A 25937-nucleotide genomic window follows, 5' to 3' on the forward strand; every position below is an offset into this window, starting at 1 on the left:
TATTCAGCTGGGTTTAAACCCCGGCTAAATAAAGTTAAACTATTTTGCATCATACCAGGTCTTTCCGTACGAATAATCGACCTTCAATGGTACTTTTAAGGAAATGGCATTTTCCATTACTTCCGGTACAATCTTTTTCAATATCTCTATTTCCTCTTCTGGTGCTTCAAAAATTAATTCATCATGTACTTGTAAAAGCAATTTCGATTGAAGCTTTTCTTCTTTCAATTTGGCAGCCATATCAATCATTGCTTTCTTGATGATATCGGCAGCACTTCCTTGAATTGGGGTATTCATCGCCGTTCTTTCTGCAAAGCTTCGAACATTAAAATTACGTGCCGTAATTTCAGGAATGTATCTTCTTCTGTGAAGAAGAGTTGATACATACCCTTTTTGTCTGACGTCCTCAACAATATCTTCCATATATTCCTTAACACCTGGAAAGCTTGCGAAATATCGTTCAATAAATTGTCCCGCTTCCTTCCTTGTAATTCCAAGGTTTTGAGATAATCCAAAATCACTAATTCCGTACACAATTCCGAAATTTACTGCCTTTGCCTGACGACGCATATTGGAGGTAACCTCGTCTTCCTTAACATGGAACACATCCATTGCAGTCTTTGTGTGAATATCCAAGTCATTTGTAAAGGCGTGGATTAAATTTTCATCATTTGCTATATGAGCGAGCACCCTTAGTTCAATTTGAGAATAATCAGCTGCAAACATAAACCAATCCTTTTGTGAAGGTACAAAGGCTTGTCTAATTTTACGACCTTCCTCCAAGCGAATTGGAATGTTTTGTAGATTTGGGTCTGTTGAACTTAGTCTTCCAGTTTGTGTTAAAGCTTGCTGGAATCGTGTATGAACCTTGCATGTATCTTCATGAACAACCTTTAGTAAACCTTCAATATAGGTTGATTGAAGCTTTCCAACTTGTCGATAATGCAATATATAATTGATAATCTCATGCTCTTTAGCGAGCTTTTCAAGAATATCAGCAGAAGTTGAATAACCAGTTTTTGTTTTCTTGTATGCGGTAAGCTGAAGCTTTTCAAAAAGAATGACACCAAGCTGCTTTGGTGAATTAATATTGAATTCCTCTCCAGCCAGCTCATAAATCTTTTGTTCAAGCTCTTGAAGATGTCCCTTTAATTCCTCTCCCATTGCTTTTAATCGTCCCACATCGACCTTTACCCCTGTTGCTTCCATATCAGCTAATATTAGTGATAATGGCATTTCTAAATCAGTGAAAAGCTTATATTGCTCGTTTTCCTGAAGCTCCTTTAGGTAAATATCCTGTAGCTTTTTGAGAGCAACTGCCTTTCTCACTATATGCTCGGAAAGAACTTCTTCACCTGGTATTCTTTGTTTTGCCCCTTTTCCGTACACCGATTCATCAGTTTGTACGTCTTTTATTCCCTTTAATTTTGCAACTGGAGCAATATCACCGGTCGAATCAGACGGATTTAAAATATAGGAGGCAATTAAACAATCAAAAACGATTCCTTGTAAATCGATTCCCTTCCATCTTAAGGCAACAATTGATTTTTTTCCGTCAAAAACTGTTTTCTTTTTTTCTTTGTCCATTGCCCATTCCTTGAAGTTTTTCGATTCAAGGGCGAGCTTTGTTGGAATATAAAAATTCCCGTTTTCATTTGAAATCGCAATTCCTTGTATGTCTGCTCTATGGTAGCTTTCATCAAGCACTTCCACCATTAATGAAGATTCGGCTGTTAACAAATCATCAGTAACTTCGTCAACGATTTTAAACGAAATTTCTTCTAAAGGCGTGTCCTCTGTTTTCTCGCTTCCCTCTACTTTATCAAGAAGTGAGTTAAAACCGAGTTCTTTAAATAGCTTGATTACCTGATCGCCATCGTAGCCGTTATACCCAAGCTCAGAAATTCCAATTTCTATTGGTGCTTCACGATAAATGGTGGCAAGCTGCTTACTCATTATTGCTTGGTCTTTATTTTCTTCAAGCTTTTCTTTCAACTTCTTCCCGCTCACCTTATCAATTGAGTCTAACAGTTCCTCCAATGTGTTGAACTCATGTAAAAGTTTTAAGGCTGTTTTTTCACCAACGCCTGGGACACCTGGAATATTATCAGAGCTATCCCCCATGAGTCCTTTCATATCGATAATTCGTTCTGGAGTGATTCCATACTTTTCCTTGATGAAATCAGGCGTATATGAATCCACATCTGTAATCCCTTTTTTCGTAATATCTACTGTAACATGGTCTGAAGCTAACTGTGTTAAGTCTTTATCACCTGAAATAACTTTAACCTCAAAGCCTTCTTTTTCAGCTTGAAGCGATAATGTTCCAATAATGTCATCGGCTTCATAGTTTTCTAATTCATATCTGGCAATCTTGTAAGCATCAAGGAGCTCTCGTAAAAATGGAAACTGCTCTGAAAGCTCAGGCGGAGTTTTTTGTCGACCACCTTTATACTCACTAAACGTACTATGTCTAAATGTTGTTTTCCCTGCATCAAAGGCTACTAATATATGTGATGGCTTTTCCTGTTCAAGAATCCGATTCAAAATCATTGTAAAGCCATAAATTGCATTCGTATGTACACCTTTATCATTATTTAGAAGTGGCAATGCAAAAAATGCCCGATATGCAATACTATTTCCATCCACTAAAACAATCTTTTTATCCAAGAAAAATCCTTCCTTTCTTTTACATCATTGGACCTTTCGTGCTACGTATTTCTTTAAAAATCCGTAAAAAAATAGCCGTCATTTCCTACTGTTCATTTTAGCATGCATGAACGCAAATGGAAAATAACGGCCATCTTTAATAGTTATTCAGTGTACCCTAATAATAATCTTGCGTACGGAGAATCAGCTGGTAAAATAATGACTGTTTCTCCATCAATTGTAGTTTTATAGGATTCTAACGTACGGAATAGATTATAGAAATCAGGATCTTTTGAGAAAGCATCGTTATAAATACGAGCTGCTTCTCCTTCCCCTTGACTTCGAATAACCTCCGCGTCCGCTTGTGCTTTTGCGATAATTTCTTTTACTTCTCTGTCAGTTTCAGCTTCGATTTTATTTTTCTCAGCATCACCTTCGGAAAGATAGTTTTGTGCTGTTGACTCACGTTCTGAAATCATTCTTGTATATACTGATTGTTCGTTCTCAGCAGGTAAATCTGTACGCTTCATACGAATATCTGTTACAACTATTCCATATTTGTCTTCCTCAAGGTTTTTATTTACAATTTCTGTAATTCGGTCATTAAGACTACCACGCTCAGATTTCTCATCATTAATAATCTCATCATAATTTAATTGACCAAGCTCAGTCCTAATGGCAGAATAGACGAACTCATCCAGCTTTGCTTCCGCATTTACTACTGTTCTTGTTGTGGCAATCATTTGTTTTGGATTTTCAATCTTCCAAACCGCATAATTATCAATCATCATTCGTTTTTTATCTTTCGTATTTATTTCAGCTTCTTCTACATCATAAATCATTTGATATTTCGGTAAGGTTTCGACAGACTGAATAAATGGAATTTTATAGGAAAGTCCTGGTGTCTCAACAATTCGCACAACTTCACCAAATTGACGAATTACTTTGTACTCCCCTTCTCTTACAATAAATAAATTCACCAGTGCAATCCCGATTAGGATCAGCACAATGATGATGGCGATTCCACCTTTAGTGTATTTGCCAAATTTTGAGTTCCCTCTTTGTTCATTAAAATCAACTACTTTTTCACTCATTGGTTACCACTCCCTTCTGTTTCTACAGGAGGTACCTGTGCCTGGTTACCAGCTTGACGAATTGGCAAGTATTTCATTGTATTGCCATCATCCTTCATAATATAAATTTCTGTATGTGGTAGCACTTGATCTAAGGTTTCAAGAACAAGTCGTTTTCTTGTAATCTCAGGATTTTTTGCGTATTCAGTATATAATGCATTAAATGTAGCAACATCCCCACGCGCAATTTCAATACGGGCTGCTTTATCCCCGTTGGCACGAGAAATTAGGGCTTTTTCCTCCCCTTTTGCTTCATTCATTTTTTGATTGCGGTATTTGTTTGCTTCGTTTACTTTTGTGTTTCTTGTTTCACGGGCATCCGTAACGTTGGTAAACGCCTTACGAACATCATCATTGGGCAGTTCAACATCTTGCAACTTAACTGCTGTAACTGAAATGCCAATATCATATTTCTCTAAAAGTGCCGCTAATAAATCTCTTACCTCAGCTTCGATTTCTGCTTTACCTGATGTTAAGGCATCATCGATTTTAGAACTTCCGATTATACTTCTTAAAGATGCAGAAGTAGAATTATATAGAATTTGCTCTGGATCCTCTGAATTAAATAGGAATTTTGAAGGATCGGTAATTTGCCATTGAACAACCATATCGGCGAGAACAATATTTTCGTCACCGGTAATCATTTTCGTGTCCTTTGGCACATCGGTTATTTCACCATCCTTTTGATCATATCCAAACTGCAAACTGTACGTTGTTTTTGGCAGTTTCTCTACATCTTGGATTGGCCATGGCATTTTAAAGTGAAGCCCTGGCTCTGTAATTCCTTCATCTGCTTTCCCGAAGGTTAATATAATTGCTTGCTCCGATTCATCGACCGTATACCAGGATGTAAAACCAACCACACCCAAAATCAGAACAAGCACACTAAGTCCAACAATAGTATAAATTCGTTTCAAACTAACCATGCTTTCCCCCCTCAATTTATATCTACATAGTTTTATACGAATATCATGTAAAAAGGTTTCATTTTCATTAAAAAAATGACAAGGATATTAAATCCTTGTCAAAAAGTTTGGCCTCCTAAAATGAAGGGGTTCTCATTAATATCATACGGTTCGGATATTAAGAGAATATGTTTACTATGTAAACATTTTGTAAATTAGGACATATTTCGTGGATGTTACTTCTTTTTTAAACGAAACGTAACTGTAGTTCCTTTTCCTAACTTACTTCTTACTTGAACCGTCCCTTCATGTGCCTCAATAATATGCTTTACAATTGCAAGACCTAAACCTGTGCCTCCAGAATTCCTACTCCTAGCTTTATCCACACGATAAAATCTTTCAAAAATTCGGGTAAGCTCGTTTTCTTCAATTCCAATCCCGGTATCAATAATTTGAATTTCAACATAGTCAACCAGATTTGTTGCCTTTACCGCAACCTTAGCTTTATTTGGAGAATACGACAAACTATTATTAATAACATTGATAAAGACCTGTTTCAACCTGTCCATATCTCCTTCTACTAAGGTTGTTTCATCATCTACAGTAAGCTCTAATTGAATGTCTTTTTCTTCCGCTTTTGATCTAAGCATTCGTAAACTATTTTCTAAAAGCTCCTTCACATTAACACGTGAAAGGTTAAGCGAAAAACCCTTATTTTCCATCTTAGATAAATCCAATAGATCTTGAATAAGGACTTGAAGACGATGACTTTCATTTAGAATGATTGTTAAAAATTCTTCTAAGACTTCCCTATCATTCATTGCGCCATCTAATAATGTTTCCGCAAACCCTTTAATCGAAGTAATCGGTGTACGTAGCTCATGAGAAACATTTGCAACAAAGTCCTTACGCATCTGCTCGAGTCTTTTTATATCTGAGATATCATGAAAGACAAGAACAACACCCCTCCACTCAACATTTGCTCCTAATATTGGTGTAGCGTATACCTCAAAATCCTTCTGTTCGTTTCCAATCATCAAATGGATTTGTCTTCGTAATTTTCGTTCGGTCATAAAAATTTCTTCTACCAATTTTACAATTTCTTTATGAGTAAAAGCCTCATAATAAAGCTGACCCATAAAATCGTCATGGTCAACTTTGAATATCTCATTGATTGACCGATTGAAAATACTAATATACCCTTTGCTATCGATAAACAATAGACCGCTTCCCATATTTTCAATCAAGGTATGCAAACGATCATGCTGCATTTCATAGGATTTAGTCATTTCTTCAATATTTCTTGCAACAATATTGATAGATTGTCCCAATAATCCAGCAGCACTTACATGATCTTCATAGGTTCTTGCTCGATAATCTCCCTTTGCAAGTTCTTTAACTACTTTTGTTGCTGCATCAATAGGTTTAGTGTAAGTAGTCGTGATTCTTACAATAAGTGAGAGAATAATAACTAGTGCGATTCCTAGACCAATGACTAGAGCAATCCAAACCTGCTGGATTGTTTTATCTACAGAAGTTCCGTGATTCGCACTATTGGTGATAAGACTACTAATGAATTGCCCCAACACTAAACCCATACAAAGAAAAACAATAATAATTAAAAAGATAATCGCAAATAGAAGTCTCGAGTGAAATTTATTCATAGAGTTTTGGCTCCTCAAGCTTATAGCCTAGTCCCCTTACTGTTTTAATCATACTTGGTTTTTTCGAATCTTTTTCAATTTTTTCGCGTAAATGACTGATATGAACGTCCACTATTCTAGTGTCACCAGCAAAATCATAATTCCAGACTGCACTTAAAAGTTGATCTCGAGTTAAAACTCTTCCTTTATTTTTTGCTAAATAAGCGAGAAGTTCAAATTCTTTCGGTGTAAGGTCAAGTGCCTCCTCATTAACATAAGCCTCGAAATTTTCAGGTAAAATCTGTAGCGCTCCTATCACTATTTGTGGAGTTGTACTAGTTTCTTCTGGACTGACTTCTTTTTTACCTGTTCTTCTAAGGATTGCCTTCAAACGTGCCACTACTTCTCTAGGACTAAATGGTTTTGTCATGTAGTCGTCGGCTCCAAGCTCTAAACCCAAAACCTTATCAAATTCGTCGTCCTTTGCAGTTAACATTAAGATTGGGATGTCTACTTTATTTTGACGAAGCTGTTTGCATACTTCGATCCCATCCAATTTTGGCAGCATTAAGTCAAGGACGATAATTTGTGGTCTTTCCGCTAATGCTTTCTCTAATCCTTCTTCTCCGTCCATGGCAGTAATAACCTCGTATCCCGCCTGTTGTAGGTTATACTGAAGTAATGTAATGATCGACCGTTCATCCTCAACAACTAATACTTTTTTCTTCATTGTTTTCCTCCATCAAAAAAGATAAACCCCATCAATTTTCTCTCTCTATATAAAATCATTATAGAATAACATTTCAGGACTTGCCATGAAAATAAAAAAGAGAGACTAAGCTCTCTAAAAATTCTCCAATATTTTCCCTTCCATTGGGGTGATTCTGTGTGGAGGACAAACGAGTAATCTTCCTTCGATTACCCTTGATTCATCTTCATCCAGTGCAGTAACCGAAATTTCCACAGTATGGTCATGACGATTAATTTTAGTTACTTCAAATAGAAATTGAACAGTGTCGTAGTGGTACAATGGCTGCAAAAATTCAATTTCCTGCTTAAGAATATGACTGCCTGGACCTGGTAAATACTTTGAAATAGCCGCTGAAATAATACCTGTCAGCATTACAGTGGGAACAATTGGTTTTTTAAAGGGGGTTTGAGATGCATAATCATGTTGAATATAAAGCGGATTTGCATCATTCGTCAATCCTAAGTATAAAAGTAAATCTTTATCTTCGATTTTCTCCGTAAGAGTTAATTTTTCACCGACGGTCATTTCTTCAATCATTCTTCCTAGTTTTCTCTTTTTACCCAATAACATAAAAAAGGATGCACCTCCATCAAAATGAAAACGATTACAATATTATGTACAAAAAATTCGGGGAGAACCCCGAAATTTTTTTGTTTATTTTATGATTAGACAAGGATATTCATGACGTTTTTTACGGACTCTGCAGATTTTGCAAGTTCTGCTTTTTCCTGTTCTGTAAGTTCAAGCTCAATGATTTTTTCAATACCATTTGCACCTAGAATGGTTGGAACCCCAAGGTAAATTCCAGTAAAGCCATATTCACCTTCTAAATATGCAATTGCAGGTAAGACGCGACGCTGGTCTTTTAAAATCGCTTCAACCATTTCCACTAGGGAAGCTGCTGGTGCATAGTATGCACTTCCATTTCCCAAAAGGTTGACAATTTCACCGCCACCCTTACGTGTACGTTCAACTATTGCGTCTAAACGTTCTTTTGGAATTAAAGTTTCGAGTGGAATGCCTCCTGCGTAGGAGTATCGAACAAGTGGCACCATGTCGTCACCATGACCCCCTAGGACAAATCCAGTAATATCTTTTACTGATAAATTTAGTTCTTGGGCAATAAATGTACGGAATCGAGCAGTGTCAAGTACGCCTGATTGGCCAATGACACGGTTTTTCGGGAAACCAGATTCCTGGAACACAGTATAGGTCATAGCGTCAACTGGATTTGTTAATACAATGATATAGCTATTTGGAGAATGTTTTACAATTTCCTGGGCAACACTTTTCATGATTTTTTGGTTGATTTGCACAAGATCATCACGACTCATACCAGGTTTACGAGCAATTCCAGCTGTAATAACAACGATATCAGAATTAGCTGTATCCTCATAATTTGCTGTTCCGGTAATATTTGCATCAAACCCTTGAACAGGACTTGCTTCCAACATATCTAGAGCTTTCCCTTTTGTTGGGTTCTCCATTTGTGGAATATCAACTAAAACGACGTCTCCTAATTCTTTTTGAGCAAGTAGAAAAGCTGTTGTTGCACCAGTAAATCCACTACCAATTACAGAGATTTTTTTGCGTTTGAATTGAGTCATTATATATCCTCCCTATTCATATGTAAGTAACTACCCCTAGGATGTTACTCCAATTTTTCAGGGTAGTTACTTATATTTATGATTAGCCTAAGTTTTTGATTAGTTCATCAGCAAATTCTGAACATTTTACTTCTGTCGCGCCTTCCATTAGACGAGCGAAGTCGTATGTTACAACTTTAGATTCAATCGTTTTTTCCATTGAATTCATGATTAGGTTCGCTGCTTCATTCCAACCTAGGTGTTCAAGCATTAATACACCTGATAATAGAACAGAGGATGGGTTAACTTTGTCTAAACCAGCATATTTAGGTGCTGTTCCGTGTGTAGCTTCGAAAATTGCATGTCCAGTTTCATAGTTAATATTTGCTCCAGGTGCAATTCCGATTCCACCAACTTGTGCAGCTAATGCGTCAGAAATGTAATCACCGTTTAAGTTCATTGTAGCTACAACATCAAATTCACGTGGACGAGTTAAGATTTGTTGTAAGAAGATATCAGCAATTGAATCCTTTACAATAATCTTACCTGCAGCCTCAGCATCAGCTTGAGCTTTATTAGCTGCATCTTTACCTTCTTCTTCAACGATGCGATCATACTGAGCCCAAGTGAATACTTTATCGCCAAATTCTTGTTCAGCTAGCTCGTAGCCCCAGTTTTTGAAAGCTCCTTCAGTAAACTTCATGATGTTTCCTTTGTGAACAAGAGTTACAGACTTACGTCCTTGCTCGATTGCGTAGTTAATAGCAGCACGTACAAGACGTTGAGTTCCTTCTTCAGAAACTGGCTTGATACCAATTCCAGAAGTTTCTGGGAAACGGATTTTATTAACACCTAGTTCATTTTGAAGGAAGTTGATAAGTTTTTGAACGCCTTCAGAACCTTGCGCATACTCAATACCAGCATAGATATCTTCTGTGTTCTCACGGAAAATAACCATATCTGTATCTTCTGGACGCTTAACTGGTGAAGGTACACCTGTAAAATAACGTACCGGACGAAGACAAGTAAATAGATCTAATTCTTGACGTAATGCAACGTTTAATGAACGGATCCCACCACCAACAGGTGTAGTAAGAGGTCCTTTAATAGCAATTATGTACTCGCGAATAAGATCTAATGTTTCTGCTGGTAACCATTCGCCAGTTTGATTAAAAGCTTTTTCCCCTGCTAATACTTCTTTCCAAACAATTGATTTTTCACCGTTGTATGCTTTTTCTACAGATGCTTCTAATACACGTGACGCTGCTGCCCAAATATCTGGACCTGTTCCATCACCTTCAATAAAAGGAATAATTGGGTTGTTTGGTACGTTTAGAACGCCATTTGATACTGTAATTTTTTCTCCTGTCACTTGTATTACCTCCTAAAATTTTAAGAAGCATCTCAGGGAGAAATGTCTCCTGAGATACTTTTCCAATTTAATATATATTGTATAGATTTATTAACCTCTTTGGTCGATTGGAACGTATTGTTGCATTCCTGGACCAGTATATTCAGCACGTGGACGGATTAGACGGTTGTTATCATATTGTTCTAGAATATGAGCTAACCAACCAGAAACACGACTTACTGCAAAGATAGGAGTAAATAAATCATGATCAATACCTAAGCTATGGTATACAGATGCTGAGTAGAAGTCAACATTCGGTGGTAATGGTTTTTCACTTGTAACAATTTCCTCAATTTTCGTAGACATCTCATACCATTTTGGTTCGCCGGTAATAGTTGTTAATTTTTGAGACATCGCTTTCAAGTGTTTAGCACGTGGATCACCTTTACGGTACACTCTGTGCCCAAATCCCATGATTTTTTCTTTATTTGCTAATTTGGTTTTTATATAATTTTCAACGTTTTCAACTTCCCCGATTTCAGAAAGCATTTTCATAACTGCTTCGTTTGCACCACCGTGAAGTGGACCTTTTAATGCTCCAATCGCAGCAGTTACACCAGAATAAATATCAGAAAGAGTTGCAACACAAACTCGAGCCGTGAAAGTCGATGCATTAAGTTCATGGTCAGCGTGTAGAACTAGTGCTTTGTTAAATGCTTCTTCTGCAATTTCACTTGGCTCCTGACCACTTAGCATATACAAGAAGTTGCCTGCAAAGCTTAAATCGGTGCGTGGAGCAACCGGATCTAATCCTTTACGCACACGTGAAAAAGCGGTAACAATTGTAGGTAATTTTGCTTGTAGACGAATCGCTTTACGATAGTTTGCTTCTGGATCCATAACGTCTGACTCTTCATCATACAGTCCTAATAGCGATACTGCTGAGCGAAGAGCAGCCATTGGGTGAACCTTATCGATTGGATATGTTTTGAAATGATTTAATACTTCTTGAGGTAGACTTGCATTATCAGCAAGCTGCTGATTTAATTCAGCTAGTTCCTCCTTATTCGGAAGTTTGCGATGCCATAGTAGGTAGACAACCTCTTCAAAACTAGCATTTTCAGCTAAATCATCAATATCAAATCCTGCATACGTTAATGTGTCATCAATAATTGAACTGACTGAAGATGATGTAGCTACAATTCCTTCAAGACCCTTTGTTGCTGTCATAAGACCCTCTCCTTTTTTCATATTCCCCTACCCCCTTATAAAGAGGTAAAATGAGCGCATGCTCAAAAAAAAAACAAATTTACATATCTTTGAGTATGCGTTACATACCCTTCATTTCGTGAAGTAAATGCTTTCATTTTTGAGAAAATCACTCTATGCCACAAATATCAAAATAATATTGTGACAATTTAAAAGAACTAGCAAGTGATATGTAGAAAAGTTGTAACTCACGACTCTATTATAATAAAAAATCAGACTTTTGTGAATCAAAAGAGACTAATTTCCCTAACAAACTATTATCACACAAAAATATTTTCACTAGGTTTTCTCTTTTGCTAATTAACAGAGCCGAACACTTAATTTAGTCATCTAAAATAGATTTATCTAATTTTAGGGTATTTTGCAGTTTATTCACGAAATTTTTTCACTCGCTCTTACGTATAATATCATATCTACAAATTTTTCTCCATAATTGGAAACTTTATTATTCATTTCTTCTTATATACTTTTAAAGTTTTCTAACTGATTGTAAAATAATATGTAAGAATTACCTAGGGAGGAAAAAGTTTGAATATTAACTATGTGTATGGTTTTCTTCGATTTTTGTTGGTTATTGCATTAGTAGTTATTGGTTTCGTATTGTTTTATTATCTATTTAAACTTACCTATCCGTTCATTTTTGCTTTATTAATAGCTTTCCTCATTAACCCTCTTGTCAATTTTTTAGAACGTAAAGGAAGGATGCCTAGAGGCTTATCAGTTTTTTTAGGGATTTTCATTGTGTTTGGGGTAGTAACAGGTTTCCTTACGCTATTAATTGCTGAAATTATTTCAGGAGCAAACTATTTGGCAAAAGAGGTTCCACAGCATTTTGAAAAGCTAGTCGTTTATTTTGAAGATTTAATAGTAGGTCAAATTATCCCTTTATATGAAAGATTAACAAGTATGTTCGCTAATTTGGAACAAGGCCAACAACAAACCATAATGGATAATGTTAGCAATGTAGGTACCACTATCGCAACGAATGTTGGGGAGTTTGTTAAGGCGTTCTTAGAAAATATTCCTAAATTTCTTGGTTGGTTGCCAAATGCAGCTACTGTTATCGTATTTTCACTGCTTGCAACATTTTTCATAAGCAAGGATTGGAATAAATTCATCATTATGGGGCGAAAGTTTATCCCTGTAAAAGCCAGAACAAGTGGAAAATCAGTGTTTGTAGAATTAAAGAAAGCATTATTTGGATTTATTAAAGCTCAAGCAACCTTGATTTCGATTACTGCAGGAATAGTATTGATTGGTTTATTAATTTTACGGGTTGATTATGCAATTACAATCGCATTGTTAATTGGACTTGTTGATCTTCTCCCGTATTTAGGAACTGGACTTGTGTTTGTTCCGTGGATTATATACTCCGCATTTAGTGGTGATATACCACTGGCAATAGGTCTTGGCATTTTATATATTGTGGTGATCGTTCAGCGTCAAGTCATGGAACCAAAGGTGATCTCATCAAATATTGGACTAGATCCATTGGCAACCTTGATATCCCTTTTTGTTGGGTTTCAATTATTCGGATTCATCGGACTGATTATCGGACCTATCATTTTAGTAATTATAAGGACCTTATATACAACAGGTGTTTTTCAGGATGTATGGAGTTTTATTATCGGAAAAGAAACGTAAAAAAAAGCCATTGCAATGGCTTTTTCCTTTCTTTACCAACGACGTATTACTGTAAATTGTCCTCTATCAATTCTTCGTCTAATCCAGTTCGCTATAACCGGTTTAAGATAGTTTCTAGTTACGGGTAAGAGCAGCAGGAATCCTGTCAGATCGCCAATGTAGCCGGGAGATAAAAGCAAGATAGCACCTATTAGAATACATATTCCATCCATTATCGCTTCTCCTGGGACCTGACCATGATCCATCTGATGTCTTGCACGTCTAATAATTTCTAGTCCTTGCTTCTTTGCAAGCCATGCACCAAACACTCCAGTAAGAATGATTAATAGTAATGTAATTGGAATTCCTAGCGTCTTACCTGATAAAATTAGGACACTTATTTCTAAAGCTGGTACGATAATAATCAAAGCTAGTAAAACTCTCATATGATCCTCCTCAAAGATGAAGGCTTTTCCTCTATTATACGTTTCCTGTTCTCAAAAAAGTAGTCGTATATAAAAGAAAAAAAGAGAAGGTTTCCCTTCTCTCACTTATAGAACATTTGCATGTCCTTCATATATCACTCCACGAGCTGAATCAACCGTAATATCTTGTCCATCCTTTAATAGTGTTGTTGCATTTTCAACACCAACAATAACAGGAATTCCGATGCTTAATCCAACTACAGCTGCATGGCTAGTTAGACCGCCTTCTTCTGTGATTAACGCAGAAGCTTGCTCTACGTATTTTACCATATCACGGTCAGTTGCAGGTGTTACAAGGATTGCTCCATCGAACATTTTCGCTTCTGCTTCTTCACTATTATGAGCTACTACTACTTTTCCAAAAGCTGATTTTCTACCGATTCCTTGTCCGTTTGTAATCGTGTTACCAACAACATGAATCTTCATAATATTAGTTGTTCCACGTTCTCCAACTGGAACACCTGCTGTAATAACTACTAAATCACCAGGTTTAATAATTCCAGTACCTAATGCTACATCAACGGAGTTATCAAGCATTTCATCTGTAGATGTTGCCACGTTTCCTGTTTGAGCGTATACACCCCAAACAAGTGAGAGCTTTCTAGTTGTTGATTCATTTGCTGTTACTGCAATGATCGGTGCCTTTGGACGGTATTTTGAAATCATTCTTGCAGTATGTCCACTTTCAGTTGGTGTAACAATTGCAGAAGCATCTAGGTTAAGTGCAGTATGAGCAACCGATTGACCAATTGCATCTGTAATCGTAATACCAGAAATTCTGCTACGTTGTGATAAAATTTCACGATGTACTAAAGCATCTTCAGCGCGAGATGCAATATTATGCATTGTTTGTACAGCCTCAACTGGATATGTACCAGCAGCTGTTTCACCAGATAACATAATCGCATCAGTACCATCAAAAATCGCATTCGCAACGTCACTAGCTTCTGCACGTGTTGGTCTAGGATTACGTTGCATAGAGTCTAGCATTTGAGTTGCTGTAATAACTGGTTTACCAGCCGCATTACATTTCTTAATTAATTCCTTTTGAACGAGAGGTACTTCCTCAGCAGGAATTTCAACTCCTAAGTCACCACGAGCTACCATCAGTCCATCAGATACTTCAAGGATTTCATCGATGTTATCGACACCTTCTTGGTTTTCAATTTTAGGAATAATTTGGATGACTTCCCCTTTATTTTCTTCCAACAATTCTCTAATTTCTAATACGTCAGATGCACGACGAACGAAGGATGCTGCGATGTAATCAACATCTTGCTCGATACCGAAAACAATGTCCTTAGCATCTTTTTCAGTCATACCTGGAAGGTTCACACTAACTCCTGGTACGTTTACACCTTTTTTATTTTTTAATGTTCCACTATTTAATACTTTTGTTAATATTTCACGTTTCTGATGATTGATTTCTACTACTTCTAGTCCGATTAATCCATCATCTAATAGAATTTTTGAGCCAGTGTGTACATCCTCTATAAGACCCGGATATGTAATGGAGAATTTTTCCGGTGTACCCACTACTTCTTCCATCGAAATTACTATATTTGACCCTTCAACTAATTCAATTGCACCATTTTCCATTGTATTTGTACGGATTTCCGGGCCTTTTGTATCTAATAAAATCGCAATATTTTTGCCAGTTATTTTAGAAGCTTCACGGATATTTTTAATTCGTGCGCCATGCTCTTCAAAGTCACCATGTGAAAAATTTAATCTTGCTACGTTCATTCCAGCATTAGCTAATGCAACAAGCTTTTCAATACTTTCACTTGCTGGTCCTATTGTACATACTATTTTTGTTTTTCTCATTACATTTTCCTCCTCTATAATCGCTTGTTCAAACAGAGCGATTACGAACACTTCCACAATGAATTATACCGAAGTTATTACTAAATTGATAGTTCTTGCGCCAGGTTATACATTTTTTCGTCAACTGTATGCTTACGATCTAAGATTTCCATAATATCGTGATCAACTAATTGGTTCTGTTGAATTCCGACAGCTCTTCCACCTTTTCCTTCTAGTAATAGCTCAACTGCTTTTGCTCCGAGACGGCTAGCTAATACACGGTCTGTTGCAGATGGTGTACCACCACGTTGAATATGTCCAAGCACACTCACTCTTGTTTCAAAGCTTGTCGCTTCTTGAATCTTTTTCCCAATTTCTACACCGCTACCTACACCTTCAGCTACAACAATAATACTATGCTTTTTACCACGTTCATGGCCACGGTTAAGCTTTGCAACAACTTCGTTCATGTCATGATCAGCTTCCGGAATTAAGATTGTTTCAGCACCGCCTGCCAATCCAGCCCATAATGCAAGATCACCAGCATGTCTACCCATTACTTCAATAACATATGTACGTTCATGAGAGGTTGCTGTGTCTCTGATCTTATCGATTGCATCAATTACTGTATTTAGTGCAGTATCAAAACCGATTGTAAAATCAGTACCAGGGATGTCGTTGTCGATCGTACCCGGTACACCCACGCATGGGAAACCAAGTTCTGTTAATTTTTGGGCGCCACGGTATGAACCGTCGCCACCGATCACAACCAAGCCTTCGATTCCTATTTTTTTCAATTGTTCAAGTCCATGCTTTCGGCCTTCTTCTGTCTTGAATTCCTCACAGCGTGCCGTATATAGCATTGTACCTCCACGATGAATTATATCACCAACAGAACCAATTTCTAATTTTTTGATCTGTCCACTTATAAGTCCAGCATACCCCTGATAAATTCCATATACTTCCACATCATGATAGATCGCTTTACGCACAACAGCACGAATGGCAGCGTTCATTCCAGGTGAATCTCCACCACTTGTTAATACACCTATTCTTTTCATTTTTCCACCTCTATGTAAAAAATAATCGTGAATTAGTTTATTAATGCGCTTATACTATTCTTTCGCAATATGTATAAAATAACACTAATATATAAGTAAAACAAGTTATGATATCGTAAAAAATGCAGAAAAAAGTGTGAAAGCGTGTCGAAAAACCGAAAATTAAGAGGAATTTCCGCGATGGGAAATTTATACACGGCGTCTTGTTTTATAAATATTATCCAATTTTAGATTATTGAATTAAATCGCCGTTAAAACAAAGTAAAACGTGCCCTAAACATTGTGTTAGATGCACGTCTACTTTTTACTGAGCGCCGATAAACTCTTCTTCAGCTATTTTATATTGGCCTATCTTTTTATATTTCTGATAGCGATGCTGAATTAACTCTTCGTTGTTTAATTTGCGCAAATCTTTCAATGAATTTAAAAGAACTGTATCAATGGATGCTGCTTGTTCTGCAACATCCTTATGAGCACCACCTCTAACTTCAGGGATGATTTCATCTACAATTCCAAGTTCTTTTAAGTCGGGTGCAGTAATTTTCATAGATTCTGCAGCTTTTTTCGCAAGTCCTGCATCTTTCCAAAGTAGCGCAGCTGCACCTTCTGGTGAAATAACGGAATACGTTGAGTTTTCAAGCATATGAATGTGATTGCCAACTCCTAATGCAAGAGCGCCACCACTTCCACCTTCTCCGATCACAATACAAATGACAGGAACGGTTAAGCTTGCCATTTCAAAAAGATTTTTTGCAATAGCTTCACTTTGTCCACGTTCTTCTGCTGCTTTACCTGGATATGCCCCCTTCGTATCAATGAAGCATATAATCGGACGGCTAAATTTTTCAGCCTGCTTCATTAAGCGAAGTGCCTTACGATATCCTTCAGGATGCGGCATACCAAAGTTTCTTCTAATATTTTCTTTTGTATCCTTACCACGTTGGTGGCCAATAACAGTTACAGGTAAACCATGATATTTAGCAATACCACCGACAATAGCAGCATCATCGCCATAAAAACGATCACCATGGCACTCGAAGAAGTTTGTAAAAACACGTTCAATATAATCAAGGGTTGTGGGTCTTTCAGGATGACGAGCGATTTGAACACGGTCCCACGGTTTCAAATGACTATAGATTTCATTCTCCAGTTTTTGAAGTCTTGATTCGAGCTTTGAAATTTCATCTGAAAGGTCCACATTCGAATCACTTGTAAATTCTTTTAGCTCTGTAATCTTTTTTTTCAGTTCCACGACTGGTTTCTCAAATTCTAGTTCGCCTACCAATTAACCGCACCCCCGTTCATATGAATGTCTACTATATTGGCCAATGTATCTTTTAAATCATGACGGTGGATTACAGCATCCAATTGACCATGTTTTAATAGAAACTCAGCCGTTTGGAAATCTTCTGGAAGATCTTCGCGGATGGTTTGCTCTATAATCCTTCTCCCAGCGAAACCAATTAATGCACCAGGTTCTGCAAAATTAAAGTCACCTAAGGATGCGAAGCTTGCAGATACACCACCTGTAGTAGGGTGGGTCATAATCGATATAATCAATCCGCCTTGATCACTAAAGAGCTTTAACGCTGAACTTGTTTTTGCCATTTGCATTAAACTAAGCACACCTTCTTGCATTCTTGCTCCACCGGAAGCTGTGAAAATTAGAAATGGAACTTTTTCTTCCTTTGCCTTTTCAATCGCTCTGGTTATCTTTTCACCGACAACAGAACCCATACTTCCCATTCGGAAGCTTGAATCCATTATCGCTAATATAATCCGATTACCTTCAATCGTACCTTCACCGGTAACAACAGCTTCATTAATACCGGTTTTATCTTGGTCTTTCTTCAGCTTTTCAAGATAATCCGGGAATCCAAGCGGATTTTCAGATACCATATCATGATCGAATTCAATGAAGGACCCTTCATCAAGTAAGCTCTCGACTCTTTCATAAGCAGTCATTTGATAATGATAGCCACAGTTCATACAAACCTTATCATTTTTCATTAATTCTTTTGTATACATGATTTTTTTACAGTTTGGACACTTGCTCATAATTCCTTCTGGAACATCTTGTCTTGCCTGTTCTGAAGGGATTGAAGCATATTTTTTCTTCTTTACAAAAAAGTCTTTTAACAAAATAAACCTCCTCACACATTTCAACAGAAATGGCTTTTAGTATATAACTTTATTCAGCAGAAGCTGAATAAAGTTATTTAGCCTCCGGCGGATGCCACAGATTTTCAAAGGAAATTTTTCGAGTAAGCTCGAAAGAATCTGGGCGCAAATACGCCAAGGCGTATTTGATATTTATCGCCTTAATGATCATGATTTTAAGACAAAAAGTTGTGTAACGAAAAAAAGGAAAATCATTATCTTCCTTCGTTGCCAAAAAAGCATGTACTTATACTTTACTGAATGTCTTCTTTATTTTTTGTAGGAATATGTCAACAAAAACATGACAAATTCCTACAAATTAATTTTTCCATAGGCAGATAAAGCTTTTGCCACATCTCTTTTACTTAGTGCGTCAATCAACTCATCAAAACCTTCTTTGTTTCTTACATGTGTCTGTTCCTCATAAATAAACTTCACATATTCATTAATAACGACCCAGATTCGCAGTAGAAGCCTATTACCTGTTGCTTCGGCAATTGTTTTAAAAAGGTATTCTTCGGGATCATGGGCATCCCAAATTGTCCTTCTTAGATCTGTGATCACCTGTTCGTTCATTTTTTGACACGCTAATTCTATACAGGATTTTTCGAGTGTTTGTTTTGTTTCGAGGAGATCATCTTTTGTTTTATCTCCTTGGATAATAAAGGTACCTAGTAAATGAATCAACTGGTGATCCCCAAAATCCTTTAAAAATGTACCTTCTCCCCTTCTCGTTTCAATCAGTCCTAATAGTTCAAGCGACCTAAATGCCTCCCTTACAGAGGATCGCCCTACATTAAGACGCTCGGAAAGCTCTCGTTCAGAGGGGATTTTATCCCCAGTGGAAAGTCCATCATCTTGAATGATGGACCTAATTTGTTTCACAATTTCAATGTAAACCTTAGAATTTTGGGATGTCACATTATCACAGCCAATCTAAATCAAATGCGCCTTGGCGTATTTGCGCCCGATTTTTTTAGGCCCACACGAGGTGGGTCACAAAGACGTTGCCACAGGAAGTGGCGTTCTTAGTCTTTGATCCTTTGCTCGAAAAATTTCCTTTAAAGAATCGTGGCATCCGCCGGAGGCTTTAACTTTATTCAGTCTGGTTTGAGCCCAACATAGAATTTTATGCTCCTAATGCATACATCCCACCACTTGTAGAAGTGGATCTGAATAAAGTTATTCAATAATAGCTAAACGACGTGTCTTCTCAGCAATTTCTTCTGGATTTACAGTGATTCTTGCTACTCCTGTTTCCATCGCTGCCTTTGCCACACTTGCTGCAACTGCTGGAGCAACTCGGGGGTCAAATGGTGCAGGAATGACATACTCAGATCGAAGCTCCTCGGGAGATACTAATGATGCAATTGCTTCTACTGCCGCAATTTTCATTTGTTCATTAATATGAGTGGCCCGAGCGTCTAAAGCCCCTCTAAAAATCCCTGGGAATGCAAGTACATTGTTTACTTGGTTTGGAAAATCAGATCTTCCTGTTCCAACAACCTTAGCCCCTGCTTCCAATGCTACATCAGGCATGATTTCAGGATTAGGATTTGCCATAGCAAAAATAATTGGGTCCTGATTCATCGTTTTTACCATATCTGCTGTGAGAGCACCTTCAACAGATACACCGATAAAGACATCTGCATCCTGAAGGACATCTGCAAGAGAGCCTTCTAGTCGATTACGATTTGTATATTTTGCAACTTCTGCCTTCACATCATTCATACCAAAGGTACGCCCCTCAAAAATCGCTCCTCTAGAGTCACACATAATAATGTCGCGGACCCCATAGCGATATAAGAGCTTAATAATTGCAATACCAGCAGCACCTGCTCCGTTTGCAACAACTTTTACTTCCGACATTTTCTTACCAACAAGCTTTAATGCATTCACTAGTCCTGCAACTGTAACAATCGCGGTACCGTGTTGATCATCATGAAAAACCGGAATATTAGCTTCTTTTTTAAGGCGCTCCTCAATAACAAAGCAATTCGGAGCTGCGATATCCTCTAAGTTGACTCCACCAAAAGTAGGCTCTAATAATTTTACAGTTTCCACAATCTTGTCAATATCTGTTGTGTTTAAACAAATTGGAAATGCATCTACACCTGCAAAGCTCTTAAACAGTACAGCCTTACCTTCCATAACAGGAAGAGCAGCTTCTGGACCAATGTTTCCTAAGCCAAGCACTGCTGTCCCATCAGAAACAACAGCTACCATATTCCCCTTCATTGTGTATTCATATACTTTGGACTTATCATCGTAAATAACCTTACATGGTTCAGCTACTCCTGGTGAGTATGCTAAACTTAAATCCTTTGCATTTCTTACTGGAATTTTTGATTTTAATTCAAGCTTTCCCTTATGAATTTGATGAATATGTAGAGCTTCTTCTCTTAGAGTCATTTCCTTTTTCACTCCTTGTTATAAAGAAAACTTGGCCGCCATGAATTTTGGCACCATTTGTAGTCATATAAGTAGTTAAAACCTGTCCAACATTATTCATGAAAACTAGTAAAATAGAATTTTTTTATTCATTCATAGGTAAGTGGTATGGCCACTTCGCTTTTCTATTACAATATAACATATATGCTGTTCCTGTAAAGAGTTTGTTAGTGGAACACCACATTTTGTGGACCCATTAATTCCTTAATTTCAGTTAAAAAATTTGAATTAAGACTGACCCAAAGCTCTTGTTGAAGCTGAATGGTTTTTTGTGATTCCTGATAATAGAGAACAACTGGCGTTTCACCAGGATATTCCTTTAACAATTCTTTTAAGTCGATAAAAACTCGATCTGCTTGTTGGCCATTTTTCATCCTGATAAACAGTTTCTTTTCTTCTTCCGGTAAATCCACTTTTTCAGGCAATTCTTGAGCTTGATTGATAATCAGTTGTAGTTGATTATTCCGATTTTCAATCTTTCCTTTTAGTAATAATAAAGCCTCGTTTTTCAAAAGCTTTGCTGACTGATTATAGGTTCTCGGAAAGGCAACTCCCTCTAATTCGCCTGTGTCATCACCAATAGTCAAAAATGCCATAACTTCACCTTTTTTTGTGCGTATCGTTCTTTCTTTTGTTATAAACCCACCAATCACAACATTTTGATGAAGATACAAGGACGCCTCCGCAATCGCTATCGCACCGTTTTTCTTTAAATAAGTTGAATACGAAGTAATAGGATGACTTGATAAGTAAAAACCGAGTGCCTCTTTTTCAAAGCGGAGTTTTTCCATTTCCTTAAATGGTTCAACTTCAACATATTTTGGTTTAAGTCCAAAATCATCCTCAAAAAACATCTCAAATTGATTTTCATCATCCTTCGGTCGTACGAGTTCTGCATGTTCGAGTGCAACGTCTAAAGTTGCTAAAAGAGTTGCTCGATGTTCTCCAAATTCATCAAAAGCGCCTGAACAAACTAACGCTTCTAAAGTACGACGATTTATACTTCGCATCGAGGTTCTAACACAGAAATCAAATAGGTCTGAAAATGGTTTAACCTTTCTTGTTTCGACAATCTCTTTTAGCGCGGCAACTCCTACACTTTTAATACCTGCCAAACTAAATCGAATCGCCTTTTTCTCTACAATAAATGGATAAAAACTTTTATTAATAGATGGGGGCAGAATGGTAATGCCCTTTTGTTTGGATTCACGAATATATTGTCCTAGCTTGTCATCGTTTCCAATCACACTTGTGAGTAGTGCAGCCATAAAATAGAGCGGATAGTTTGCTTTTAAATAGGCGAGCTGATAAGCAATCATACTATAGGCAACGGCATGACTACGGTTAAAACCATAGTTAGCAAATCTAACAATTAAGTCGTAAATCTCATTTGCCGTTTTTTCGGTATAGCCCTTGCTTAAACTACCTTGAACAAAATGCTGCCGCTCCTTATCAAGAACCTCTTTCTTCTTTTTACTTACGGCTCTTCTTAAAAGGTCAGCCTCACCAAGACTAAATCCGGCCATTTTTGAGGCAATCTGCATAATTTGCTCCTGATACACAATAACCCCATATGTCATTTGTAGAATCGGTTTTAGGTCAGGATGTGGATATTGAACTGCTTCTTTTTTATGCTTTCGTGCAATATACAATGGGATATTTTCCATTGGACCAGGTCTGTACAAAGCATTTACTGCCACAATGTCTTCTAGTGCATTCGGCTGAAGCCTTACTAAAACACTCCTCATCCCGCTTGACTCTAGCTGGAAAACCCCTGTCGTATCTCCTTTACTTAACAAGGCAAATGTTTTCTGATCATCTAAAGGGATCGTCGAAAGGTCAATACTCTTTCCTGTGCTACGCTTAATCGTGGAATGAATATTATCGATAAGCGTTAAGTTACGAAGTCCAAGAAAATCCATTTTTAAGAGACCAATTTCCTCGAGTATATCCATTGGGAATTGTGTTAAATAAACTTCATTATGACCCTCTTGAATGGCAATTAAATCCGTCAACGGTTGTTCACTAATAACAACCCCTGCAGCATGTGTGGAAGTATGTCTTGGTAGACCTTCAATTTTTTTCGCTGTTTCAAAGATTTTCCGTCCGATTTCGATGTTTTGAATATATTCCCGTAATCCTTGCGATTCTTCATAGGCTTGTTGCAGTGTGATTCCAAGCTTACTTGGAACTTGTTTTGCAAGAAAATCAGCTTCTTTAGGAGAGATTCCCATCACTCTTCCAACGTCCCGAAGTGCAGCTCTTGCAGCTAATGTTCCAAATGTAATGATTTGGGCAACATGAAGTCTGCCATATTTTTTCGAAACATATTCAATCATTTCATCCCGTCGGTTATCTGGAAAATCAATATCAATATCGGGCATTGATATTCTTTCAGGGTTTAAGAATCGTTCAAATAATAATTGATGTTCAAGTGGATCAACATCAGTTATATATAGAACATAGGCGACCAGTGAGCCCGCTGCTGAACCCCTTCCTGGTCCCGTTACAATACCGTTCTCATGCGCATATTTCATAAAATCCCAAACAATTAAAAAATAATCACTAAAATTCATTTTTTTGATGACTTGAAGCTCATACTGGAGTCGTTCGGACTGTTCATCAGTAGGATTTTGGTACCTTTCTTTCAGTCCTTTTAGACAGATTCGTGACAAATAATCCTCTGCAGATTCATGACCCGGAACTGGATATTTCGGTAATGCAAATTTCCCTAATTCAATTTCGACATTACATTGCCTGGCAATGTGTAATGTGTTTTCAAGAACCACTGGTGTGTCAGAAAATAGGTCGGTCATTTGTGATGGAGATTTTAAATAGTATTCCTTGCTCGGAAGGATGACTCGATCTTCATCTGAAAGCTTCGTCCCATTTTTTATAGATAGTAAGCACTCATGAGCAAATGAATCTGCTTGTTCTATGTATTGAACATTGTTTGTGGCAACCAATGGAATTTGCAGATCTTGACCTATTTTGAATAAATTGCTATTCATTTCGACATTCTCTCGCAAGCCATGATTTTGCACTGCTAAATAAAAGCTTTCTTGTTCAAAGATTTGTTTGTAGGAATTTGCTCGCTCTATTGCTTCCTCGTATTTTCCATTCTTTAGGCTTTGCTCGATGTCCCCTTTAAGACCAGGTGATATACCGATTAATCCCTCGCGATATTGGGATAACCATCTTCTGGGAATTCCATCCTTTGATTTAGTTTGAATGGCACTACTTATTTTTAAGAGATTTTGATATCCTTTGTTATTTTTTGCAAGTAATACTACAGGATAAGCAGTGTGGTTTTCTTCCTCCGATAATACCGAGGTAGTCATGCCTATGATTGGCTTGATTCCACGCTTCCTGCATTCTTTATAAAAGGCTATCGCGCCATACATTACGTTTTCATCGGTTAATGCCAACGCTTTAAGCCCTAGGTTGCTAGCTTTTTCAACCAAAGCTTCAACTTTTGCAGCACTCGATAAAAGGCTATAGGCGCTTTGAACCTGAAGATGAACAAAAGGCAACGAAATTACACCTCTTTCATTTATTTTTTCGTCCTATACAATACTTCAATTATAGTCCTATTTACGAAACAAGCAAAACAAAACTCATACTGGCTAGTGTTTGTCCATATACATATAGTAAAAGTTTCGTAAACCATAACATTTTTACAAAGAGGGTGTCTAAATGGAAGTGAAAGACGCATTTATGCCTGCATTTATTCATAGTTTCTTTATTGCCCTTGGGGTCCTTTTAGGTGGATCGCTAATCGGAGGGATAGGTGCCTTTTTTTCGGGTCAAGCACCATTATCCGAAATCTATTCGGTAGCAAGCAAGTTGAAAATTTGGGCACTTGTTGCTGCAATTGGTGGAACATTTGATACTTTTTACAGCTTTGAAAAGGGGATTTTTCTTGGACAGACAAAAGATGTGTTTAAACAATTTCTTCTTATTGTCTCGGCGATGGGAGGAGCTCAATTCGGCTGGAGAATAATTGAGTGGTTTACACAGGAGCATATAACCTAATGAGAGTCCCACCCTATCATCAAAAACCGGGCTGGCAACGATTTTTCGCAGGCGTTGTGATCGGTGCATTAATAAGTTGGTTTGTATTTTTGTTTCAGTTTGGTGTGTTACAGGATAAACAAATTCTAAAAATGACAGAACAGGTAAGTGAAATTAATGATTTAAAAAAAAGCAAGGACATTCTTATAGAAGATATGAAAAAATTAAACGAAGACAACAAAAACAAGCTCAAAATTCAGGACTTCAAGGTGGATTTCGTAAACAAAAAGAAATTTGACCTAAGTTCACTCAATCTTCACCATATGAGAACCACTGTAATTGAGGATCTTAACTCTTTAATTGGACAGGATGTTCAAACCGTATCCAAAAACAAAGAGCTTCTTTTTAGGACAATCGAAAATAGTGTTTTCGAGCTGGACGATAAATCATATAGACTCAAAATTCATACTGTCTTTTTCGATACAACACTTGAAATTTCCCTTAGTATCGAACTTGCTAAATAACTAAGCCTCCTTTTTGTATTGGTTCCGTTTGTGGGTGCAATTTTAATAAATGGTATTAGAACTGACATGTGCTTTGGCACACGTCATATTCTTTATTTATCAAGGTTATTTAATCATTTTTTGATGGACTATTTCTTCTGTTTTTTCGAAAGGATTTATCCCTCATCGCTTTATGAAGACCACTTTCTCTGGTTTTTCAAAGAGATTTTGTCTTCATCGCATTAATGTAGACCACTTCTCTGGTTTTTCAAAGAAATTTGGTCTTCATCGCATTTATGAAAACCACTTTCTCTAGTTTTCCGAAGGGATTTGGTCTTCATCGCATTTATGAAGACCACTTTCTCTGGTTTTTCAAAGGGACTTGGTCTTCATCGCATTTATAAAAACCACTTTCTCTAGTTTTCCGAAGGGACTTGGTCTTCATCACCTTTATGAAAACCACTTTCTCTGGTTTTTCAAAGAAATTTGGTCTTCGCTGTCATTAAAAAGAAAACTCACCACAATATGTGAACTGCACCAAAATTGT

General features: G+C 37.2%; 20 protein-coding genes. 3 read left to right on the forward strand and 17 right to left on the reverse strand.

The genetic code is table 11. The annotated features are described in order from the left end of the window. Nucleotides 1-39: 39 nt before the first annotated feature. From polA to citZ, 9 genes are all read right to left on the reverse strand, one after another. A complete protein-coding gene (gene polA, locus V7097_RS08915) occupies nucleotides 40-2670 on the reverse strand; it encodes a DNA polymerase I (RefSeq protein ID WP_335703245.1) in 2631 nt (876 codons plus the stop codon). Between the two features lie 143 nt (nucleotides 2671-2813). Further along, nucleotides 2814-3743 carry a protease modulator HflC gene (gene hflC / locus V7097_RS08920; protein ID WP_335703246.1) on the reverse strand — a complete coding sequence of 310 codons (930 nt, stop codon included), beginning with the start codon at nucleotides 3741-3743 and terminating at the stop codon, nucleotides 2814-2816. Then, nucleotides 3740-4708 (reverse strand): FtsH protease activity modulator HflK, encoded by a 969-nt coding sequence (hflK, locus tag V7097_RS08925; protein ID WP_335703247.1) that lies wholly within the window; start codon nucleotides 4706-4708, stop codon nucleotides 3740-3742. The genes hflC and hflK overlap by 4 nt, the downstream gene beginning before the upstream one ends. 215 nt (nucleotides 4709-4923) lie before the next feature. Further along, nucleotides 4924-6351 carry a two-component system histidine kinase PnpS gene (gene pnpS / locus V7097_RS08930; protein WP_335703248.1) on the reverse strand — a complete coding sequence of 476 codons (1428 nt, stop codon included), beginning with the start codon at nucleotides 6349-6351 and terminating at the stop codon, nucleotides 4924-4926. Further along, nucleotides 6344-7060, reverse strand: a complete 717-nt coding sequence (locus tag V7097_RS08935) for a response regulator transcription factor (RefSeq protein ID WP_335703249.1) — start codon at nucleotides 7058-7060, stop codon at nucleotides 6344-6346. Before V7097_RS08935 ends, pnpS begins: the two co-directional genes overlap by 8 nt. A 114-nt stretch (nucleotides 7061-7174) precedes the next feature. After that, nucleotides 7175-7651 (reverse strand): MaoC/PaaZ C-terminal domain-containing protein, encoded by a 477-nt coding sequence (locus V7097_RS08940; protein ID WP_335703250.1) that lies wholly within the window; start codon nucleotides 7649-7651, stop codon nucleotides 7175-7177. A gap of 95 nt (nucleotides 7652-7746) precedes the next feature. Further along, nucleotides 7747-8688, reverse strand: coding sequence for a malate dehydrogenase (gene mdh / locus V7097_RS08945; RefSeq protein WP_335703251.1), 942 nt, complete (start codon nucleotides 8686-8688; stop codon nucleotides 7747-7749). An 82-nt stretch (nucleotides 8689-8770) separates the two neighbouring features. Next, entirely contained in the window at nucleotides 8771-10039 is a 1269-nt protein-coding gene (gene icd / locus V7097_RS08950; protein WP_335703252.1) for an NADP-dependent isocitrate dehydrogenase, read from the reverse strand. Between the two features lie 90 nt (nucleotides 10040-10129). Continuing rightward, a complete protein-coding gene (gene citZ / locus V7097_RS08955; protein WP_335703274.1) occupies nucleotides 10130-11248 on the reverse strand; it encodes a citrate synthase in 1119 nt (372 codons plus the stop codon). Nucleotides 11249-11815: 567 nt separating this feature from the next. Between citZ and ytvI the strand changes: the two genes are divergently transcribed. After that, nucleotides 11816-12931 (forward strand): sporulation integral membrane protein YtvI, encoded by a 1116-nt coding sequence (ytvI, locus tag V7097_RS08960; RefSeq protein WP_335703253.1) that lies wholly within the window; start codon nucleotides 11816-11818, stop codon nucleotides 12929-12931. Nucleotides 12932-12963: 32 nt separating this feature from the next. Here the strand turns inward: ytvI and V7097_RS08965 are convergent, their stop codons facing one another. The 8 genes from V7097_RS08965 to V7097_RS09000 all read right to left on the reverse strand — a co-directional run bounded on the left by V7097_RS08965 (nucleotide 12964) and on the right by V7097_RS09000 (nucleotide 24406). Then, the gene (locus V7097_RS08965) at nucleotides 12964-13356 is read right to left on the reverse strand and encodes an FxsA family protein (protein ID WP_335703254.1); all 393 of its coding nucleotides are present in this window, start codon (nucleotides 13354-13356) and stop codon (nucleotides 12964-12966) included. Nucleotides 13357-13461: 105 nt separating this feature from the next. Continuing rightward, nucleotides 13462-15222: a pyruvate kinase gene (pyk, locus tag V7097_RS08970; protein WP_335703255.1), complete on the reverse strand. Its 1761-nt coding sequence runs from the start codon at nucleotides 15220-15222 to the stop codon at nucleotides 13462-13464. A gap of 80 nt (nucleotides 15223-15302) precedes the next feature. Further along, on the reverse strand, nucleotides 15303-16262 hold the full coding sequence (pfkA, locus tag V7097_RS08975; protein WP_335703256.1) for a 6-phosphofructokinase: 960 nt from the start codon (nucleotides 16260-16262) through the stop codon (nucleotides 15303-15305). A gap of 304 nt (nucleotides 16263-16566) precedes the next feature. Further along, entirely contained in the window at nucleotides 16567-17547 is a 981-nt protein-coding gene (gene accA, locus V7097_RS08980; RefSeq protein WP_335703257.1) for an acetyl-CoA carboxylase carboxyl transferase subunit alpha, read from the reverse strand. Then, nucleotides 17541-18404: an acetyl-CoA carboxylase, carboxyltransferase subunit beta gene (gene accD / locus V7097_RS08985; RefSeq protein WP_335703258.1), complete on the reverse strand. Its 864-nt coding sequence runs from the start codon at nucleotides 18402-18404 to the stop codon at nucleotides 17541-17543. The genes accA and accD overlap by 7 nt, the downstream gene beginning before the upstream one ends. A gap of 330 nt (nucleotides 18405-18734) precedes the next feature. Continuing rightward, nucleotides 18735-19307 (reverse strand): FadR/GntR family transcriptional regulator, encoded by a 573-nt coding sequence (locus V7097_RS08990; RefSeq protein WP_335703259.1) that lies wholly within the window; start codon nucleotides 19305-19307, stop codon nucleotides 18735-18737. Nucleotides 19308-19604: 297 nt separating this feature from the next. Next, the gene (locus tag V7097_RS08995) at nucleotides 19605-20834 is read right to left on the reverse strand and encodes an NAD(P)-dependent malic enzyme (RefSeq protein ID WP_335703260.1); all 1230 of its coding nucleotides are present in this window, start codon (nucleotides 20832-20834) and stop codon (nucleotides 19605-19607) included. A gap of 206 nt (nucleotides 20835-21040) precedes the next feature. Further along, nucleotides 21041-24406 carry a DNA polymerase III subunit alpha gene (locus V7097_RS09000; protein WP_335703261.1) on the reverse strand — a complete coding sequence of 1122 codons (3366 nt, stop codon included), beginning with the start codon at nucleotides 24404-24406 and terminating at the stop codon, nucleotides 21041-21043. Nucleotides 24407-24569: 163 nt separating this feature from the next. Between V7097_RS09000 and V7097_RS09005 the strand changes: the two genes are divergently transcribed. Then, nucleotides 24570-24908 (forward strand): YtrH family sporulation protein, encoded by a 339-nt coding sequence (locus V7097_RS09005; protein ID WP_335703262.1) that lies wholly within the window; start codon nucleotides 24570-24572, stop codon nucleotides 24906-24908. Next, nucleotides 24881-25411, forward strand: coding sequence for a sporulation membrane protein YtrI (gene ytrI / locus V7097_RS09010; protein WP_335703263.1), 531 nt, complete (start codon nucleotides 24881-24883; stop codon nucleotides 25409-25411). Before V7097_RS09005 ends, ytrI begins: the two co-directional genes overlap by 28 nt. Nucleotides 25412-25937 lie beyond the last annotated feature (526 nt).

The organism is Bacillus sp. JJ1562 (assembly GCF_036962705.1).
GTDB lineage: Bacteria > Bacillota > Bacilli > Bacillales > Bacillaceae_L > Ferdinandcohnia.